The following is a 17,705-nucleotide window of genomic DNA, read 5'->3' as shown; positions in this document are numbered from 1 at the left end:
AATTTCTCCAGCTCAGCGGGGGTGTGGCGGGAGTTCCGCAACGGTCGGTCACGCCGGGGCGTCCCAGGCCTCGGGCATGGAGGGCAAAGAATTGGACAGGCGGACCGGGGTCGGCCGCATCATGGAAACGCCGCAGACACACAGGACCACGTTAGGGAGTCGTCGTGAGGGTCGGAATCGTCGGAGCCACCGGTCAGGTCGGCACGGTCATGCGCAGGATCCTCACGGAGCGCGCCTTCCCCGTGACCGAGCTGCGTCTGTTCGCCTCGGCCCGCTCGGCGGGGACGGTCCTGGACGGCGTGACGGTGGAGGACGCGACGACCGCCGACTACACCGGCCTGGACATCGTGCTGTTCTCCGCGGGCGGCTCGACCTCCAAGGCGCTGGCCGAGAAGGTCGCCGCGCAGGGCCCGGTCGTGATCGACAACTCCTCGGCGTGGCGCCGCGACCCGGACGTACCGCTCGTGGTCTCCGAGGTGAACCCGCACGCCATCGCCAACCGCCCCAAGGGCATCATCGCCAACCCGAACTGCACGACGATGGCCGCGATGCCGGTCCTGAGGCCGCTGCACGCCGAGGCGGGCCTCGAAGCCCTCGTCGTCGCCACCTACCAGGCGGTGTCCGGCTCCGGTCTGGCCGGCGTGGACGAGCTGTTCGAGCAGGTCAAGAAGGTCGGCGAGGACGCGCCGAAGCTGACGCACGACGGCTCGGCGGCCGAGTTCCCGGCGCCGGACAAGTACGTCGCGCCGATCGCTTACAACGTGCTGCCGCTGGCCGGCTCGATCGTCGACGACGGTCTGCACGAGACCGACGAGGAGCAGAAGCTCCGCCACGAGTCCCGCAAGATCCTGGAGATCCCCGGGCTGTTGGTCTCCGGCACCTGCGTCCGCGTCCCCGTCTTCACGGGCCACTCGCTCCAGATCAACGCCCGCTTCGCCCGCCCGATCAGCGTGGAGCGCGCCAAGGAGCTGCTGGGCGGCGCCCCGGGCGTGGCCGTCACCGACGTCCCGAACCCCCTCCAGGCGGCCGGCCAGGACCCCTCGTACGTGGGCCGCATCCGCCAGGACGAGACCGTCGACAACGGCCTCGCCCTGTTCGTCTCCAACGACAACCTCCGCAAGGGTGCCGCGCTGAACGCGGTGCAGATCGCGGAGCTGGTCGCGGCGGAGCTGAACGGCCTCAAGGGCTAGCAAACGGTCTTCAGGGCCTGCGCACCTCGTAGAGGAAGCAGCCGTACTCGACGGCCCGGACGTGGACGAGTGCCACGGCCGGGTCGTCGAACGCTTCCCGGAGGGCCTCGCCGAAGTCCTCCGGGGGCGTGACGAGCCGGCCGCCCAGGATGTGCCCCTTCGCCGAGTAGCGGCGCAGCGTGCGGTGGTCGTGCGTGAAGGGGAGGCCGTCCGTCTCCGGCCCCGGGCACGCCTGCGCGTGGATGAAGACCGGGCCCTGTTCGTCGTAGGCCCCCGGTGTGGCCCCCGTCCGGGCCGCCCAGCGGCGCAGCGGGGCGTAGGAGACGAGGGCGATCCGCTCGCCCGGCGCGCTGCGGCGCAGACAGCACCGCAGCGGGGCGCCGCCCTCGTCGTCGGTCACGGGAACCATCTCCCGTCCCCGGTCGTCACCGGAGCGCAAGGCTTCCAGGACCACCGGGCCGATGGGGTGTGCGGTGTACGTCGTCATGTCCCCAGGCTCACGCGCGTCCGCCCTGGCCACCGGCGGTAAATGGACATCGCGTTCGGTGCGGGCGCGTGGAAGGATGGCGCAACCCACACATATCGAGGAGATGACCGCGTGCCTGGCACAAACCTGACTCGCGAAGAGGCGCGGCAGCGGGCGAAGCTGCTCACCGTTGACTCGTACGAGATCGATCTCGACCTCTCCGGCGCGCAGGAGGGCGGTACCTACAGGTCCGTGACCACGGTGCGCTTCGATGTCGTCGAGGGCGGCACGGAGTCCTTCATCGACCTGGTCGCCCCGACCGTCCACGAGGTCACCCTCAACGGCGACCGGCTGGACGCCGCCGAGCTCTTCGAGGACTCCCGGATCGCGCTCCCGGCGCTGCTGGAGGGCCGCAACGTCCTCCGTGTCGTCGCCGACTGCGCGTACACCAACACCGGTGAGGGCCTGCACCGGTTCGTCGACCCCGTCGACAACCAGGCCTATCTGTACACCCAGTTCGAGGTCCCGGACGCCCGGCGGGTCTTCGCGTCGTTCGAGCAGCCCGACCTCAAGGCCACCTTCCAGTTCACGGTGAAGGCACCCGACGGCTGGACGGTCGTCTCCAACTCGCCGACGCCCGAACCCAAGGGCAACGTCTGGGAGTTCGAGCCGACGCCGCGCATCTCGTCGTACATCACCGCGCTGATCGTCGGCCCGTACCACTCGGTGCACAGCGTGTACGAGAAGGACGGCCAGTCCGTTCCGCTCGGCATCTACTGCCGCCCGTCGCTGGCCGAACACCTCGACTCGGACGCCCTCTTCGAGGTGACCCGGCAGGGCTTCGACTGGTTCCAGGAGAAGTTCGACTACCCGTACCCCTTCAAGAAGTACGACCAGCTGTTCGTGCCGGAGTTCAACGCGGGCGCCATGGAGAACGCCGGCGCGGTCACCATCCGCGACCAGTACGTCTTCCGGTCGAAGGTGACGGACGCCGCGTACGAGACGCGCGGCGAGACGATCCTGCACGAGCTGGCGCACATGTGGTTCGGCGACCTCGTCACCATGGAGTGGTGGAACGACCTGTGGCTGAACGAGTCGTTCGCCACCTACACGTCCATCGCCTGCATGGCGTACGCGCCGGAGTCCCGCTGGCCGCATTCGTGGACCACGTTCGCCAACTCCATGAAGACGTGGGCCTACCGGCAGGACCAACTGCCGTCCACGCACCCGATCATGGCCGAGATCAACGACCTCGACGACGTGCTGGTCAACTTCGACGGCATCACGTACGCCAAGGGCGCCTCCGTACTGAAGCAGCTCGTCGCGTACGTCGGCATGGACGAGTTCTTCGCGGGCGTGCAGGCGTACTTCAAGGCGCACGCGTTCGGCAACACCCGGCTGTCCGACCTGCTGGGCGCGCTGGAGCAGACCTCCGGCCGTGACCTGGGCACCTGGTCGCAGAAGTGGCTCCAGACGGCCGGCATCAACATCCTGCGCCCGGAGATCGAGACGGACGCCGACGGTGTCATCACGTCCTTCGCGATCCGCCAGGAGGCCCCGGCCCTGCCCGCCGGCGCCAAGGGCGAGCCGACCCTGCGCCCGCACCGCATCGCGGTCGGCCTGTACGAACTGGACGATTCGGAAGGAGCCGGCGGCAAGCTGGTGCGCGACGAGCGCATCGAGCTGGACGTGGACGGCGAGTCGACGGCCGTGCCGCAGCTGGTGGGCAAGCGCCGCCCGGCCGTGATCCTGCTCAACGACGACGACCTGTCGTACGCGAAGGTCCGCCTCGACGAGCAGTCCCTCGCCTTCGTCACCGAGCACCTCGGCGACTTCGCGGCCTCGCTGCCCCGCGCGCTGTGCTGGGCGTCGGCCTGGGACATGACCCGGGACGCCGAACTCCCCACCCGCGACTATCTCTCGCTGGTCCTGTCGGGCATCGGCAAGGAGTCGGACATCGGCGTGGTGCAGTCGCTGCACCGCCAGGTGAAGATGGCGATCGAGCTGTACGCCGACCCGGCCGCCCGCGAGTCCCTGCTGACCCGTTGGACGGACGCCACGCTCGCGCATCTGCGTGGCGCCGCGCCGGGCAGCGACCACCAGCTGGCCTGGGCCCGCGCGTTCGCCGCGACCGCCCGTACGCCGGAGCAGCTGGACCTGCTGGACGCCCTGCTGGAGGGCACGCAGACGATCGAGGGCCTGGCCGTCGACACGGAGCTGCGCTGGTCGCTGGTGCAGCGGCTGGCCACGGTGGGCCGCTTCGACGAGGCGGAGATCGCCGGCGAGTACGAGCGCGACCGGACCGCCGCCGGTGAGCGCCACGCGGCCACCGCCCGGTCCGCCCGGCCGACCGCGGAGGCCAAGGCGGAGGCGTGGGCGTCGGTCATCGAGTCCGACAAGCTCCCGAACGCCGTCCAGGAGGCCGTCATCGGCGGCTTCGTCCAGACCGACCAGCGCGAGCTGCTGGCCACCTACACCGACCGGTACTTCGAGATCCTCAAGGACATCTGGGAGTCCCGCTCGCACGAGATCGCCCAGCAGATCGCGGTCGGCCTCTACCCGGCCCTCCAGGTCTCGGAGGAAACCCTCCGCCAGACGGACGAGTGGCTGACCTCCGCCGAGCCGAACGCGGCCCTGCGCCGACTCGTCTCGGAATCCCGAGCGGGCGTGGAACGCGCGCTGAGGGCCCAGGCGGCGGACGCGGCGGCCGAGTAGAAGCGGTTCGTACGACGACGAGGGGCGTCCGGTGCCACACCGGACGCCCCTTTCGTACGCCGCCCCCGAGCGCGTGGGCGGTCCTACCGCCGACGCGGCTCCCGCCCTAACGCCGCAGCGCCGGACCGGTCAGATCCATCGATTCCGTCCGGGCGTCACCTACACCTACACCTGCGCCCACACCTTCACCCGCGCTTTCACCCGCACCAGGGCCGAACGATCGAAGGCGGGTACGCGGCCCCGACCGTCCGGGCCGCCCACCCCCTCCGAGCTGCCCGAACACCGTCGCCCCGAAGGCGAGCGCCATACCCGCGAGCTGCATCGGCGTGAGCGCCTGTCCGAGCGCCGCCCAGCCGACCACGGCGGCGGTCAGCGGTGACAGCGGGCCGAGGAAGGTGACCTGGGTGGCGGTGAGCCTGCCGATGCCGCGGAACCAGAGCCAGTACGCGACCGCCGTGTTGGCCAGCGCCAGGTAGAGGTAGCCGCCGACCGCCCGGCCGTCCAGCGCGGGCGGTGCCCCCTCGACGAGGAGGGCGAGGGGCGCGATGAGCAGGCCGCCCGCGGTCAGCTGCCAGGCGGTGAGCGCGAGGGGACCCACGCCGGCCGGACGCCCCCAGCGCTTGGTCAGTACCGTCCCGGCGGACATCGAGGCGGTGGAGGCGAGGGCCGCGAGCACCCCCACGGTGTCGAGCGCCCCGGCCGCCCGCAGCACGACCAGACTCACGCCGAACGCGGCCACGAGGCCGGTCAGCACACTCCGCGGGGTGGGCCGCTGCCCCAGCAGCAGCGCCGACAGACCCACGACGAACAGGGGCCCGACCGACCCGACGACGGCCGCCATGCCGCCGGGCATCCGGTACGCGGACAGAAACAGCAGCGGGAAGAAGGCGCCGATGTTCAGCGCCCCGAGCACCGCGGCCTTCCCCCACCAGGCGCCACGCGGCAGCACCCGGGCGATGGCCAGCAGGACGAGACCGGCGGGCAGGGCGCGCAGGAGACCGGTGAACAGGGGCCGGTCGGCCGGCAGGAACTCGGTGGTGACGGCGTACGTGGTGCCCCAGGAGACGGGGGCCAACGCGGTGAACAGGACGGTCGTGGACCGCTTCATGACCGACACCCTCCCGGAGGACGGCTTGATCGCCGCCTGCGCCGACTCGACGCCGATTGACTCAACACTGACTAGCTTAGCGCTAAGCAACTTACAGTCAAGTCACTTTCTTGCGGGCGACCGGAACCCGGCGGATACTCCTCGCATGAGTGCACAGCGCAAGGACCCGGTCGACGCGATCATCGAGCAGTGGGCCACCGTGCGGCCCGACCTCGACACGGCGGCCATGGAGGTCTTCGGCCGGATCCACCGGCTCTCGCGCACGATGGGCGACCGCATGGAGAAGGCGTACGCGGCCCTCGGCATCTCCCGCGGCGAGTTCGACGTCCTGGCCACCCTGCGCCGCTCCGGGGAGCCGTACACCCTCTCCCCCCGCCGGCTCTCCGCCACGCTGATGCTCACCACCGGCGGCATGACCGGCCGCCTGGACAAACTCGAACGCGCGGCCCTGCTGCGCCGCTCCCCCGACCCCCACGACCGCCGCGGCCTGCACGTGACCCTGACGGAGAAGGGGCTCACCCTCGTCGACGAGGCGGTGGGCGCGGGCCTGGCGGTCCAGACGGAGGCCCTCAAGACCGGCCTGAGCGACGAACGGGCCGACCAACTGGCCGAGTTGTTGCGGGAGTTGCTCGACGCTACGACCAACGCACAGACGTAGAACCCCGGACGGCCGGACGGCCGGCCGGACGAGGTCCGTCCGACCGACTCGGCCCGTCCGACCCACTCGATCTATCCGGCGGACCCGGTCGGTCCGACCCACTCGGCCAGCGCGGCCTCGATCGTCCCGGTGGGCGTCTCGTCCGCCGCCCAGCCCACGTACCCGTCGGGCCGCACCAGGACGGTCGTGCGGCGGTCGCTCGCCCAGTGCTTCACGACCAGGCGGTCCTTGTGGGCGGGGCTCTGCGTGTGTCCGGTCGGCGTGATCAGTACGAACCGGCCACCCCGCAGGGCCTCGTAGAGGCGGCTGCCGTCGGACAGCGCGACGTCCGGGGCCCGGGTGCCGGCGAGGGGGTGGGAGCCCTTCGGGGCGTCGTAGCGGAAGCCGATGCCGGTGATCTGGCCGGTCGCCCTGCGGCGGGCCGGGGCGACGGTGTCGAGGAAGGTGGTGAGGGCCGCCCGCAGCGCCAGTTCCCAGGGGTGCTTGGCCATGGCGAGGCGGACGATGCCGCCGCTGCTGCGGAGCACCGACCTGCCGACCGGGTGGCGTTCGGCCTGGTAGGTGTCGAGGAGGGACGGGTCGCTGTGGCCGTCGACGACCTGGGCGAGCTTCCAGCTCAGGTTGGCCGCGTCCTGGAGGCCGGTGTTCATGCCCTGGCCGCCGGCCGGGGTGTGGACGTGCGCGGCGTCACCGGCGAGGAAGACCCGGCCGACACGGTAGGCGGGCGCCTGGCGCTCGTCGCTGTGGAAGCGGGACATCCAGCGGGCGTCGTGCATCCCGTAGTCCCGGCCGAGGGCGCGGCGGGTGACCTCCTTGACCTCGCCCAGGTCGAGGGGCTCGCTGTCGGAGACGTCGCGGGCCCGGTTCCAGCCGATCACGCGGTAGTAGCCGTCCCCGAAGGGCGCGAGGAAGGCGAAGGCGTCACCGGCGGCGTTGACCGTGAGCAGGCTGTCGGGCTCCTCGGCCAGCCTGACGTCCGCGAGAACGACGGAACGGATCACCGACCGGCCGGGGAAGGGCAGCCCGATCGCGTTCCGCACGGTGCTGCGCATGCCGTCGGTGCCGACGACGTACGCGGCGCGCAGCACCTCGACCGCGCCGGTCGCACCGACCGAGCCGGTTGCTCCGGTCACGCCGGTCGCCCCGATGTCGCCGGGCTCGCCCCTGCGGTCGCGGACCTCCACCGTCACGCCGTCCGCGTCCTGGGTCAGGCCCGTCACCTCGGTGTCGTAGCGGAACTCCACCCCCGCCTCGACGGCCCGTCGCTCCAGCACCTTCTCCACCTCGTACTGCGGGAGGACGAGGAGGTGGTTGAAGCGGGAGGGGAGGGTGTCGAGTTCGACCGTGAGCCGACCGAAGAGGCGGAGCCGGTCGAGGGGGCGGCCGAGGGCCTCCAGCTCGTCGGCGAGGCCGCGGGCGTCGAGTTGTTCGAGCGTGCGGGCGTGCAGGACGAAGGCGCGGGAGAGGTTGCCGATCTTGTGCGGACGCCTCTCCACGAGGGTGACGGGGACGCCGGCGGTGGCGAGGTCACCGGCCAGGAGCAGGCCGGTGGGGCCGGAGCCGACGACGATCGTGGAGGTGCTCGTGTTGCTCGGGCTGCTTGTGTCGCTCGGGCTGCTCATGACGGCCTCCTGATGCCAACAACTGTTTGCCAACGCTTGTTGACGAAGATAGTCCTGCCGGACCGCACACGTCAACACTTGTTGGCCTACGCCCGTTGGCCTACGATCGTTGGCATGACCGAAGGCACCACTCCCGCCACCTCTGCCACCTCTGCCACCTCCGTCTCCTCTGCCACATCCGTCTCCTCAACCTCCGCTCCCTCACGCCGCTCCGACACCACCCGCAACGCGATCCTCACCGCGGCCCGCGAGCGCTTCGCGGCCGACGGGTACGAGCGGGCCACCATCCGGGCCATCGCCAAGGACGCGCACATCGATCCGTCGATGGTGATGCGCTACTACGGCAACAAGGAGGGCCTGTTCGCGGCGGCCGTCGCCATCGATCTGCGGTTGCCGGAGCTGGCCACGCTGCCTCAGCAGGACGTCGGCCGGGTACTGGTGACGCACTTCCTCGACATGTGGGAGGACAACGAGGTTCTCACCGCCCTGCTGCGGGTCGGTGTGACCAACCGGGCCGGGGCCGAGCGGATGCAGGGCATCTTCCGGGACCAGTTGCTGCCGGTCACCCGTCAGGTCTGCCCGGACCAGGAGCAGGTGCCGACGCGGGCCGCCCTCGCGGCGACCCAGTTGCTGGGGCTGGCGCTCACCCGGTACGTGCTCCTGATTCCGCCTGCCGTGGCGCTGCACCCGAACGAGATCGTGGCGTGGCTGGCACCCACGGTGCAGCGGTACCTGACGGCGTCGAGCCCCTGAGGCCGGGCACGCCACCAGGCCGAACGCGACAAGGGCGCCGACCCCGGCCGCGTACGGCGGGGTGGCGCCCTCGGAGAGCGTGCCGGGTCAGGCCTTCGAGCCGACCTCGGTCTTGGCCGTGGGCTTGGCCTTGGGGACGGTCACCCGGTGCGACACGTGCGACTTGTCCAGGACCATCACCAGTCCGGTGATGACCACGAACAGGGCGATCGGGGCCACCACGAACAGACCCAGCGTCTCGATGACGCTCAGTCCGGTGCCGGGGTCGTCACCGTCGTCGCGGGTCAGCGCGAGCGCGGGGGACGACATGAGCAGCATCATCAGCGTCGTACCGGCAGCCAGGGCGCCGGCGCGCAGGGCGTTCTTCTTCACAGGGCCAAAGTAGCGAACGGTCCGAAGGGGCGCGCGTCCGGGGTGCCGTACGAGGCGAACGGGACCACCGACGGGGCCGCCGACAAGGGCCGACCACCCGCCACCACCCGATGCCTGCCCCGCCCCACCACCGCGCCCACGCCCACGCCCATCACCCGCCGCCCGTCCACGCTCACGCTCACGGGGTGACGCTCGTGGACTGGCGGAGGACATCGATCAGCGCGTGCAGTCGCGGTGAGGCCGCCAGTTCCTCCAGGGTCACCGGCCGTCCCTCCGCGTCGGCGATCGGCAGTCGCCAGTTCGGGTACTGGTCCCAGGTGCCCGGCAGGTTCTGCGGGCGGCGGTCGCCGATGGTGTCGGGGAGCCAGATGCCGACCATGCGGGCCGGGGTGTGCACGAGGTAGCGGTGGACGGCCTGGATCTCGGCCTCCTCCGCGAGTGTGTCGATGCCGCCGCCGGTGCCCCGCAGGAGGCCCAGCCGGGCGAGCAGGGCGAGCCACTCCGCGGTGTCGGCCGACGCCTCGGCCCGTTCCTCGTCCAGGGGGCGGGTCAACAGGCCGAGACTGTCGCGGAGTTCGACGTGTTCGCCGGTGAGGCGGGCCGCGGTGGGCGGCAGGTCGTGGGTGGTGGCGGTGGCCAGGCAGTCGGCGCGCCAGTGGTCGGGGGGCAGGGGGCGGCCGTCGCCCTCCCAGTCTCGTTCGAACCACAGCACCGAGGTGCCGAGTACGCCCCGCTCGCGCAGGGTTTCGCGGACGCCGGGTTCCACCGTGCCGAGGTCCTCGCCGATGACGACCGCCCCGGCGCGCGAGGCCTCCAGCACCAGGACGGCGAGCATCGCCTCGGCGTCGTAGCGGACGTAGGTGCCCTGCGTGGGCAGTTCGCCCTGCGGGACCCACCACAGTCGGAACAGGCCCATGACGTGGTCGATGCGCAGCGCGCCGGCGTAGCGGAACAGGGCCCGCAGCAGGGCCCGGAAGGGTGCGTAGCCGGACTCGGCGAGACGGTCCGGCCTCCAGGGTGGCAGACCCCAGTCCTGGCCGCGGGCGTTGAAGGCGTCCGGGGGTGCGCCGACCGACATGCCGGCCGCGAAGTAGGCCTGTTGGGCCCAGGCGTCGGCGCCCCCGGGATGCACCCCGACGGCGAGGTCATGGACCACTCCCACCGGCATACCGGCCTCGCGGGCGGCGCGCTGGGCGGCGGTGAGCTGGGTGTCGGTGAGCCAGGCGAGGCGGGTGTGGAAGTCGACCCGGTCCATCAACTCCCCGCGGGCGCGGGCGGTTTCGGGGGAACGGGGGTCGCGCAGTCCGGCCGGCCAGCGGTACCAGTCGGAGCCGTGCACCTCGGCGAGGGCGCACCAGGTGGCGTGGTCCTCCAGTGCCTCGCCCTGCTCGGCGAGATAGTCGACGTAGGCGGCCCGGCGGCCCGGCCCGAGCGGTACCTGACGTACCGACTCCAGCGCTTCCCGCTTGAGTTCCCATACGGCGTCCCGGTCGATCAGCGCGCCCTTCTCCAGCACGGACGCGCGCAGCCGTTCCGCCCGCTCCAGCAGCGCCCGCACCGACTCGCGGTCGGCGACCTGGGCGTACTCGGGGATGTCCTCGACGCGCAGATGCACCGGGTCGGGGAAGCGGCGTGAGGAGGGGCGGTAGGGGGACGGGTCGGTGGGGGCGCCGGGGACGGCCGCGTGCAGCGGGTTGACCTGGATGAATCCGGCGCCCAGCGCGCGGCCGGCCCAGGCGGTCAGTTCGGCGAGGTCGCCGAGGTCGCCCATGCCCCAGGAGCGCCGGGAGAGCAGGGAGTAGAGCTGGACCAGGAGGCCGTACGAGCGGCCTCGGGGCGCGGGCAGCCGGGGCGGGGCCACGACCAGGTGGGCGTGGGCGGTGCGGCCGTCGGGGGCGGTGGCGGTCAACCGGTGCATGCCGGGCGGGAGTTGGTCGGCGGCGGCGCGGGTCTCGCCCTGTTCGGTCTCGATGCGCAGCCGGGTGCCGGGCGGGAGGGCGTCGAGGGCGGCGGGGGTGCCGCCGCCGCTCCAGCACGCCACCGTCGGCGGCAGCAGCCGTTCGCGCAGTTCCCGTTCGCGGGCGGCGAGGGCGTCCCAGACGGCTGCGGGAGTGCCCGCGGCCACGCCGAGGGCGGCCAGGACCCGGGTGACGGCGAGCGCGGAGGCCGCGACCGCACGGTCCGGGGAGGGGCTGTAGGAGGTGGCGACGCCGTACAGCGCGGCGAGCCGGGACAGATCCTCGGAAGGGGGCTCGGCCGGCCGGGGCGCTGTCATCTACGGCTCCGCGTGCGCGTCGGACTCGCTGGTCAGAGGAGCGGCGTCGGCGAGCGGCGGCTCGCTGGTGAGAGGTTCGGCGTCCGGCAGAGGCGGCTCGCTGGTGAGGGGGGCCTCGGCGCAGGCGCCCTCCGCGCTGAACACACAGAAGTAGGGGTCGGGCAACTCGGACGGGGCGAACAGCTCGGGCGGGGCGGACAGCTCCGCCTCGGGTTTGGAGAGGGCCGAGAGCAGAAGGTGAGCCGATGCGGCCACGGGGGCCTCCTTGTCGAGGACGACGATCGGTTATCGCAGCCCTACCCAGCGGTCGCGGTGGCAGACGTACAGAAGGGAACAACGTGCCGCTCGTCACATTCTGTTCGGTCGCGGCCTCTCCAGATTGGGGCAAACATCACACGGCGGCCACTCTCGGCGACGAGGGGGTCACGGGCGCGGCCGTGCCGGGCGACGCGGCGCTGAGGCGAAGGCGGACGCCGGGGCCGTGGCGCGGGTGCTCTTCGTGGCGGGCGGGACGCCGCACGCCACACGCGGGTCGGGCGCGGATCGGACGCCCGACTGAGGGAGCCTGCCGAGGGAACCTTGAGGGGCCCCACGTCCGGGACGTGGGGCCGTCGGTGACACCGGGTGACGGGCGGCGGGTATGCAAAAGCCCGGATCGTCGTCAGGCGGAAATGCCGTCGATCCGGGCCAGGGCGTCGTCCGCGCCGTACGGCTGCAAGTACGGCAACCAGCGCGGATCCCTATGGCCGGTCCCGATGATGCGCCAGGCCAGGCCGGTGGGCGGGGCGGGTTTGTGGCGCAGCCGCCAGCCGATCTCGACGAGATGACGGTCGGCCTTCACGTGGTTGCAGCGGCGGCACGAGGCCACCACGTTGTCCCAGACGTGCTTGCCCCCGCGGCTGCGCGGGATGACGTGGTCGACGCTGGTTGCGACGCCACCGCAGTACATGCACCGGCCCCCGTCGCGGGCGAACAGCGCCCGGCGGGTCAGAGGAACGGGCCCCCGATAGGGGACCCGGACGAATCGCTTGAGCCGGACCACGCTGGGTGCGGGGAGGGTGACGGTCGCGCTGTGCAGGAAAGCGCCGGATTCCTCAAGGGAGACGGCCTTGTTCTCCAGAACGAGGATGAGCGCGCGGCGGAGCGGTACGACGCCGAGTGGCTCGTACGACGCGTTCAGGACCAGGACATGCGGCACGGATGGCCTCCTTGGACGCCGGCGGCGCGTGGCTCGCGCCGGGACGATGCGTAGTCAGTCTCCCCTCATGCCTGCGGGAAGCGCCACCATGTGCCGGTAACGGGCTGAGAGTGTTTTCGACCACATCTACGGCGTCCCCAGGATCACGAGTTGTTCATCCCACCTGTTCATCCCCAGGTGAGAGTGGTCTCTCCCTCGAACATTGCAACGATCCACACACGATGCCCCGATAGTGTGGTGGGCCTGCCCCGCCGGTGACCTTTTCGTGACCTAGAAACGCGCCTGAAGACCTTGACCGCTGCCGGAGGGGCGGACCGCTACACCTGGAGGTACCTGCCGTGTCCTTGTCCGCCGTCCTGCTCGCCGCCACCGGCTCACCGTCGCCGTCCCCCTCTCCCTCGGAGACGACCACTCCGGCGGTGCCGTCGCTCCAGGACGCCCAGGAGAGCGCGACGAACGCCGCCAGCTGGATCGAGCAGAACTGGTCCACCTGGCTGGCGATCGGTCTGAGAGTCCTGCTGATCCTGGTGATCGCGGCGGTGCTCAGAGTCGCGGTGCGACGGTCCATCACCAAGCTGATAGACCGCATGAACCGTTCGGGTCAGTCGGTCGACGGTTCGGGACTCGGCGGCTTGCTGGTGAACGTGGAGCGCCGCCGCCAGCGTTCGCACGCGATCGGCTCGGTGCTGCGTTCGGTGGCGTCCTTCCTGATCCTCGGCACCGCGGCCCTGATGATCCTCGGCACCTTCGAGATCAACCTGGCCCCGCTGCTGGCGTCCGCCGGTGTCGCGGGCGTGGCGATCGGTTTCGGCGCGCGGAACCTGGTGACGGACTTCCTCTCCGGCGTCTTCATGATCCTGGAGGACCAGTACGGCGTGGGCGACACCATCGACGCGGGCGTCGCCTCCGGCGAGGTCATCGAGGTCGGCCTGCGCGTCACGAAGCTGCGCGGCGACAACGGCGAGATCTGGTACGTCCGCAACGGCGAGGTCAAGCGCATCGGCAACCTCTCCCAGGGCTGGGCCACGGCCGGCGTCGACGTCACCGTCCGCTCGGGCGAGGACCTCGACAAGGTGAGGCGCACCCTGGGCGAGGTCGCCGAGAAGATGAGCAAGGAAGAGCCCTGGAACGAGCTCCTGTGGGGCCCGATCGAGATCCTCGGCCTGGACAGCGTCCTGCTGGACTCGATGGTCGTCCGCGTCTCCGCCAAGACCATGCCCGGCAAGGCGCTCACCGTGGAGCGCGAACTGCGCTGGCGCATCAAGCACGCCTTCGACGCGGCGGGCATCCAGATCGTCGGCGGCCCGACGGTCCCCCTGTCCCTCGACCCGGACGCCGACCCGACGGCCGGCATGGCGGCCCCGTCGGTGTACTCCAACACGGGCTCCCCACAGGCCCAGGCGGCGACCCCGCTGACGCCGCCGAGCGTGTCGAAGTAGTCGAAGTAGCGGGCCGGCCCGGCCGCTGCCCTGTGGCGGCCGGGCCTCGCCCGCCGCGCCCCCGACCCGGCGCCCACGCCCCTCGCACCCCTCGCAGCCCTCACATCCCTCCCGCACAGCCCCCGCAGGTAACGACTCTGTTGCCGCGGGGGCTCTCCCTTGACGCCCCCTCCCCCCTCGGCCTATGGTCCAGGCCATCCAACAGGAAACCTTCCTAACAATCACTCGGGACAGGCTCCGATGGACTTCCCGACCTGATCACTGGGAACCTGGACAGCCGAAAGGCAGGTGTCGACACCCATGGCAGGAACCTCCGGTACGCCGGGCACCCCCAGCGTTCTGCGTGCCATGAACGACCGTGCCGCCCTGGACCTCCTCCTGGAGCACGGGCCGCTGTCCCGCACGCGGATCGGCAAGCTCACCGGCCTCTCCAAGCCGACCGCCTCCCAGCTCCTGGCCCGTCTGGAGGCGTCGGGGCTGGTCCTGGCGACCGGCACCAGCGAGGGCCGCCCGGGGCCCAACGCCCAGCTGTACGAGGTCAACGCGGGTGCCGCGTACGCCGCCGGGCTCGACGTCACCCCCGAGCGCGTCCGCGCCGCCGTCGCCGACATCACCGGCCGCACGGTGGGGGCGTACGAACTCCCGACCCCGGGAAGACGCCCCGCCCAGCCCGTCGTCCGGCAGGTCACCGACGCTCTGGACGGCGCGGTCAAGGCCGCGGGGCTCGCCCGTGACGACGTCCACCGGCTCGTCATCGGCACCCCCGGCGCCTTCGACCCCAACACCGGCCGGCTGCGCTACGCCGCCCACCTGCCCGGCTGGCACTCCCCCGCACTACTGGACGAGCTCGCCGCCGCCCTGCCGATGCCGGTCGAGTACGAGAACGACGTGAACCTCGTCGCGGTGGCCGAGCAGCGGCTCGGCGCGGCCCGCGGCTACGGCGACTTCGTCCTGCTGTGGAGCGAGGGCGGCCTCGGCGCCGCCCTGGTCCTCGGCGGCCGGCTGCACCGCGGCTGGACCGGCGGCGCCGGCGAGGTCGGCTTCCTCCCGGTGCCGGGCACCCCCCTGGTCCGGCAGGTCGGCAAGACGGGCAGCGGCGGCTACCAGGAGCTGGCCGGCTCGCAGGCGATCCCCAGGCTGGCCCGTGAACTGGGCGTCGAGGACATCCCGTCGGGCCCGTACGCCGAGGTCGCCGCCGCCCTCGTCGCCCGTGCCGCCGAAGCCGACGACGGCCCCCACCGGCGCCTCCTGGAGGCCTACGCGACCCACCTCGCCACCGGTCTCGCCTCACTCGTCTCCGTCCTCGACCCCGAACTCGTCGTCCTCAGCGGCGCCTCGCTCACCTCGGGCGGGGAACCGCTGCGCGCCCTGGTCCAGGCCGAACTGGAGGAGCTGGCGGCACCCCGGCCCCGGCTCGTCGTCGGCGACGTCCGTGAACACCCCGTGCTGCGCGGCGCGTTGGAGAACGCGCTGGCCGCCACCCGCGACGAGGTCTTCGACACCTCCCGCTGAACCCGTCACCCGCACCCCTGCTCGCACCCGCACCCGCTTCACCCCTGCGTTTTCACCCCCGCGTTCACCTCTCGCACACCCACCACCTCACCCCGCCCTGCCCTTGGGAGACCCCGCCATGCCCGGAATGTCAAGGAAAGTCGCGCTCGCTGCCTCCGCCTCCGTAGTCCTCGCCCTCCTCGCCACCGCCTGTACCGGCCAGTCCGACTCCGGGGCGAGCGACGACGCCTCCAAGGACACGACCATCAACTTCTGGCACGCCTGGAGCGCGCCCGCCGAGGCGAAGGCCGTGCGGGCGCTGGTCGCCGGCTTCGAGAAGGCGCACCCCAACATCCACGTCGACATCGTCGGCAACATGACCGACGACAAGATGAACCAGGCACTCAGGACGGGCGGCGCCAAGGCACCCGACGTGATCTCGTCGTTCACCACCAACAACGTCGGCAAGTTCTGTTCGTCGGGGGCGCTGGTCGACCTCAACCCCTTCTTCGAGAAGGCGGGCGTCGACCCGGAGAAGACCTTCCCGAAGGCGATGAACGAGTACACCCAGTTCGAGGGGAACCGGTGCAGCGTTCCCCTCCTCGGTGACGCCTACGGCCTCTACTACAACAAGACCGCCTTCGAGAAGGCCGGCATCAGGACCCCGCCGAAGACCTGGTCGGAGTTCGAGGCCGACGCCAAGAAGCTGACGGTCTCCGACGGCGACGGCTACAAGCAGCTCGGCTTCATGCCGAACTACCACGGCTGGGAGACCACGACCGAGCACTACCTCGGGCAGTTCTCACCGACGTACTTCGACTCCAGCGGCAAGTCGACCGTCGGCACGGACCCGGCCGTCGCGGCCGCCTTCACCCTCCAGAAGAAGCTGGTCGACCAACTCGGCGGCTACCAGCGGCTGGAGAAGTACCGCTCGACGCTCGGCGACGAGTGGGGCCCCAAGCACCCCTTCCAGACCGGCCAGGTCGCCATGCAGCTGGACGGCGAGTGGCGCCTGGGCATGGCCCTGGACGCCAAGCCGGACTTCGAGATCGGCGTCGCCCCGCTGCCCGTCCCCGACGATCAGGCCGACCAGTACGGCAAGGGCTACATCACCGGCACCATCGCGGGTATCGCCGCGACCAGCAAGAAGCAGAACGCGGCCTGGGAGCTGGTCAAGTACATCAGCACCGACACGGCCGCGGTGGTGGGCTTCTCCAACGCCATCCACAACGTGCCGTCCACGCTGGCGGCCCTCAAATCGCCGGACCTGAAGTACGACCCGCGTTTCAGGACGTTCCTGGAGATCGCCGCCAACCCGAACTCCACGACCGCTCCGGCCTCCGTCAACGGCGGGGTGTACCTCACGACGGTCCAGAACTTCGGCTACGAGTACGAGAGCGGCAAGGCCGAGGACCTCAAGTCGGGCCTGGCGAGCACCGCGAAGCAGATCGACACGGACATCGCCCAGGCGAAGTGATGAGCACCCTCACCCTGGCCTCCAAGCGCCGCCGGGCGGCGTTGCGCACCACCGCCTTCATGTCGCCCTGGCTGATCGGGTTCACGGTCTTCTTCGCGTACCCCCTCCTCTCGACGGTCTACTTCTCGTTCATGCACTACGACGGCTTCAACCCGCCGACGTGGAGCGGAACGAAGAACTGGACGTACGTCTTCGAGCACTACCCCTTCTTCTGGCCCTCCCTCCGCAACACCCTGTGGCTGGTCGTGGTCATGGTCACCCTCCGGGTCCTCTTCGGCCTGGGCATCGGCCTCCTGATCACGAAGATCAAGACGGGCACAGGCGTCTTCCGCACCCTCTTCTACCTCCCCTACCTGGCCCCACCGGTGGCGGCGACCATGGCCTTCGCCTTCCTCCTCAACCCCGGCACCGGCCCGGTCGACTCGATCCTGGAAAGCGTCGGTCTCCCGGCGCCCGGCTGGTTCAACGACCCGTCCTGGTCGAAGCCGGCCCTCACCCTGCTCGCCCTGTGGGGCATCGGCGATCTGATGGTCATCTTCATGGCGGCGCTGCTCGACGTACCCCAGGAGCAGTACGAGGCAGCCGAGTTGGACGGCGCCTCGGCCTGGCAGCGGTTCCGGTTCGTGACCCTGCCCAACATCTCGCCGATCGTGATGTTCGCCGTGGTCACCGGCGTGATCCAGACCATGCAGTACTACACACAGCCCCTGATCGCCGGGAAGGTCGCCTCGGGCGTCATCCAGGGCGCGGGCACCCAGTTCGAACCCGGCTACCCCGACAGGTCGACCCTCACCCTCCCCCAACTCGTCTACAACCTCGGCTTCCAGCGCTTCGACTACGGCTCCGCGTGCGTGGTGGCACTCGTCCTCTTCGCCCTGTCGATGGCGTTCACCGGGCTGTTGATGCGACGCCGTGGCGGCCTCATCCAGGCAGGTGACTGA

At 71.2% G+C, this 17,705-nt stretch carries 16 protein-coding genes; 8 read left to right on the top strand and 8 right to left on the bottom strand.

Translation table 11 applies throughout. The features are described from left to right. The first annotated feature begins 164 nt into the window (after positions 1-164). The gene (locus tag ACZ5VD_RS02615) at positions 165-1,190 is read left to right on the top strand and encodes an aspartate-semialdehyde dehydrogenase (protein WP_468550415.1); all 1,026 of its coding nucleotides are present in this window, start codon (positions 165-167) and stop codon (positions 1,188-1,190) included. Between the two features lie 10 nt (positions 1,191-1,200). On the opposite strand, the gene ACZ5VD_RS02610 is transcribed toward ACZ5VD_RS02615, so the two are convergent. Continuing rightward, a complete protein-coding gene (locus tag ACZ5VD_RS02610; protein WP_468680331.1) occupies positions 1,201-1,677 on the bottom strand; it encodes a DUF1203 domain-containing protein in 477 nt (158 codons plus the stop codon). A 111-nt stretch (positions 1,678-1,788) separates the two neighbouring features. Between ACZ5VD_RS02610 and pepN the strand changes: the two genes are divergently transcribed. Next, entirely contained in the window at positions 1,789-4,371 is a 2,583-nt protein-coding gene (gene pepN / locus ACZ5VD_RS02605; RefSeq protein WP_468680329.1) for an aminopeptidase N, read from the top strand. A 106-nt stretch (positions 4,372-4,477) separates the two neighbouring features. Here pepN and ACZ5VD_RS02600 read toward each other — a convergent pair whose 3' ends face one another. Further along, the gene (locus ACZ5VD_RS02600; RefSeq protein WP_468550418.1) at positions 4,478-5,479 is read right to left on the bottom strand and encodes an EamA family transporter; all 1,002 of its coding nucleotides are present in this window, start codon (positions 5,477-5,479) and stop codon (positions 4,478-4,480) included. 145 nt (positions 5,480-5,624) lie between these two features. On the opposite strand from ACZ5VD_RS02600, the gene ACZ5VD_RS02595 reads away from it, so the two are divergent. Continuing rightward, a complete protein-coding gene (locus ACZ5VD_RS02595) occupies positions 5,625-6,137 on the top strand; it encodes a MarR family winged helix-turn-helix transcriptional regulator (RefSeq protein ID WP_468680327.1) in 513 nt (170 codons plus the stop codon). Between the two features lie 71 nt (positions 6,138-6,208). On the opposite strand, the gene ACZ5VD_RS02590 is transcribed toward ACZ5VD_RS02595, so the two are convergent. Then, positions 6,209-7,759 carry an FAD-dependent monooxygenase gene (locus tag ACZ5VD_RS02590; protein ID WP_468680325.1) on the bottom strand — a complete coding sequence of 517 codons (1,551 nt, stop codon included), beginning with the start codon at positions 7,757-7,759 and terminating at the stop codon, positions 6,209-6,211. A gap of 114 nt (positions 7,760-7,873) precedes the next feature. Between ACZ5VD_RS02590 and ACZ5VD_RS02585 the strand changes: the two genes are divergently transcribed. Then, a complete protein-coding gene (locus tag ACZ5VD_RS02585) occupies positions 7,874-8,512 on the top strand; it encodes a TetR/AcrR family transcriptional regulator (protein WP_468680323.1) in 639 nt (212 codons plus the stop codon). A gap of 87 nt (positions 8,513-8,599) precedes the next feature. On the opposite strand, the gene ACZ5VD_RS02580 is transcribed toward ACZ5VD_RS02585, so the two are convergent. The 5 genes from ACZ5VD_RS02580 to ACZ5VD_RS02560 all read right to left on the bottom strand — a co-directional run bounded on the left by ACZ5VD_RS02580 (position 8,600) and on the right by ACZ5VD_RS02560 (position 12,357). Beyond that, positions 8,600-8,833 (bottom strand): hypothetical protein, encoded by a 234-nt coding sequence (locus ACZ5VD_RS02580; RefSeq protein WP_468550613.1) that lies wholly within the window; start codon positions 8,831-8,833, stop codon positions 8,600-8,602. A gap of 47 nt (positions 8,834-8,880) precedes the next feature. Continuing rightward, positions 8,881-9,066 (bottom strand): hypothetical protein, encoded by a 186-nt coding sequence (locus tag ACZ5VD_RS02575; RefSeq protein ID WP_468680321.1) that lies wholly within the window; start codon positions 9,064-9,066, stop codon positions 8,881-8,883. Next, a complete protein-coding gene (gene malQ / locus ACZ5VD_RS02570) occupies positions 9,063-11,159 on the bottom strand; it encodes a 4-alpha-glucanotransferase (protein ID WP_468680319.1) in 2,097 nt (698 codons plus the stop codon). The genes ACZ5VD_RS02575 and malQ overlap by 4 nt, the downstream gene beginning before the upstream one ends. Continuing rightward, positions 11,160-11,414, bottom strand: a complete 255-nt coding sequence (locus tag ACZ5VD_RS02565; protein WP_468550428.1) for a hypothetical protein — start codon at positions 11,412-11,414, stop codon at positions 11,160-11,162. 406 nt (positions 11,415-11,820) lie between these two features. Continuing rightward, a complete protein-coding gene (locus tag ACZ5VD_RS02560; protein WP_468550429.1) occupies positions 11,821-12,357 on the bottom strand; it encodes an HNH endonuclease in 537 nt (178 codons plus the stop codon). Between the two features lie 338 nt (positions 12,358-12,695). Here ACZ5VD_RS02560 and ACZ5VD_RS02555 point away from each other — a divergent pair, with 338 nt between their 5' ends. The 4 genes from ACZ5VD_RS02555 to ACZ5VD_RS02540 all read left to right on the top strand — a co-directional run bounded on the left by ACZ5VD_RS02555 (position 12,696) and on the right by ACZ5VD_RS02540 (position 17,705). Further along, a complete protein-coding gene (locus ACZ5VD_RS02555; RefSeq protein WP_468680317.1) occupies positions 12,696-13,796 on the top strand; it encodes a mechanosensitive ion channel family protein in 1,101 nt (366 codons plus the stop codon). A gap of 300 nt (positions 13,797-14,096) precedes the next feature. Further along, a complete protein-coding gene (locus ACZ5VD_RS02550) occupies positions 14,097-15,308 on the top strand; it encodes an ROK family transcriptional regulator (protein WP_468680315.1) in 1,212 nt (403 codons plus the stop codon). Positions 15,309-15,426: 118 nt separating this feature from the next. Beyond that, positions 15,427-16,764 (top strand): ABC transporter substrate-binding protein, encoded by a 1,338-nt coding sequence (locus ACZ5VD_RS02545; protein WP_468680314.1) that lies wholly within the window; start codon positions 15,427-15,429, stop codon positions 16,762-16,764. Further along, complete coding sequence (locus tag ACZ5VD_RS02540) at positions 16,764-17,705, top strand: carbohydrate ABC transporter permease (protein ID WP_468680312.1); 942 nt, start codon at positions 16,764-16,766, stop codon at positions 17,703-17,705. Before ACZ5VD_RS02545 ends, ACZ5VD_RS02540 begins: the two co-directional genes overlap by 1 nt.

This window comes from Streptomyces sp. NPDC032822 (assembly GCF_055578825.1).
The sequence above is the reverse complement of the archived record's forward strand: the minus strand, read 5'-3'. Positions and strand labels throughout refer to the sequence as shown.

Excerpts from the sequence above, each read along its gene's own strand:
- ACZ5VD_RS02595 (WP_468680327.1), top strand. The coding sequence starts at position 5,625 with ATGAGTGCACAGCGCAAGGACCCGGTCGACGCGATCATCGAGCAGTGG.
- ACZ5VD_RS02550 (WP_468680315.1), top strand. The coding sequence starts at position 14,097 with ATGGCAGGAACCTCCGGTACGCCGGGCACCCCCAGCGTTCTGCGTGCC.
- ACZ5VD_RS02610 (WP_468680331.1), bottom strand. The coding sequence starts at position 1,677 with ATGACGACGTACACCGCACACCCCATCGGCCCGGTGGTCCTGGAAGCC.
- ACZ5VD_RS02545 (WP_468680314.1), top strand. The coding sequence starts at position 15,427 with ATGCCCGGAATGTCAAGGAAAGTCGCGCTCGCTGCCTCCGCCTCCGTA.
- ACZ5VD_RS02585 (WP_468680323.1), top strand. The coding sequence starts at position 7,874 with ATGACCGAAGGCACCACTCCCGCCACCTCTGCCACCTCTGCCACCTCC.
- malQ (WP_468680319.1), bottom strand. The coding sequence starts at position 11,159 with ATGACAGCGCCCCGGCCGGCCGAGCCCCCTTCCGAGGATCTGTCCCGG.
- ACZ5VD_RS02540 (WP_468680312.1), top strand. The coding sequence starts at position 16,764 with ATGAGCACCCTCACCCTGGCCTCCAAGCGCCGCCGGGCGGCGTTGCGC.
- ACZ5VD_RS02600 (WP_468550418.1), bottom strand. The coding sequence starts at position 5,479 with ATGAAGCGGTCCACGACCGTCCTGTTCACCGCGTTGGCCCCCGTCTCC.
- ACZ5VD_RS02590 (WP_468680325.1), bottom strand. The coding sequence starts at position 7,759 with ATGAGCAGCCCGAGCGACACAAGCAGCCCGAGCAACACGAGCACCTCC.
- ACZ5VD_RS02580 (WP_468550613.1), bottom strand. The coding sequence starts at position 8,833 with ATGATGCTGCTCATGTCGTCCCCCGCGCTCGCGCTGACCCGCGACGAC.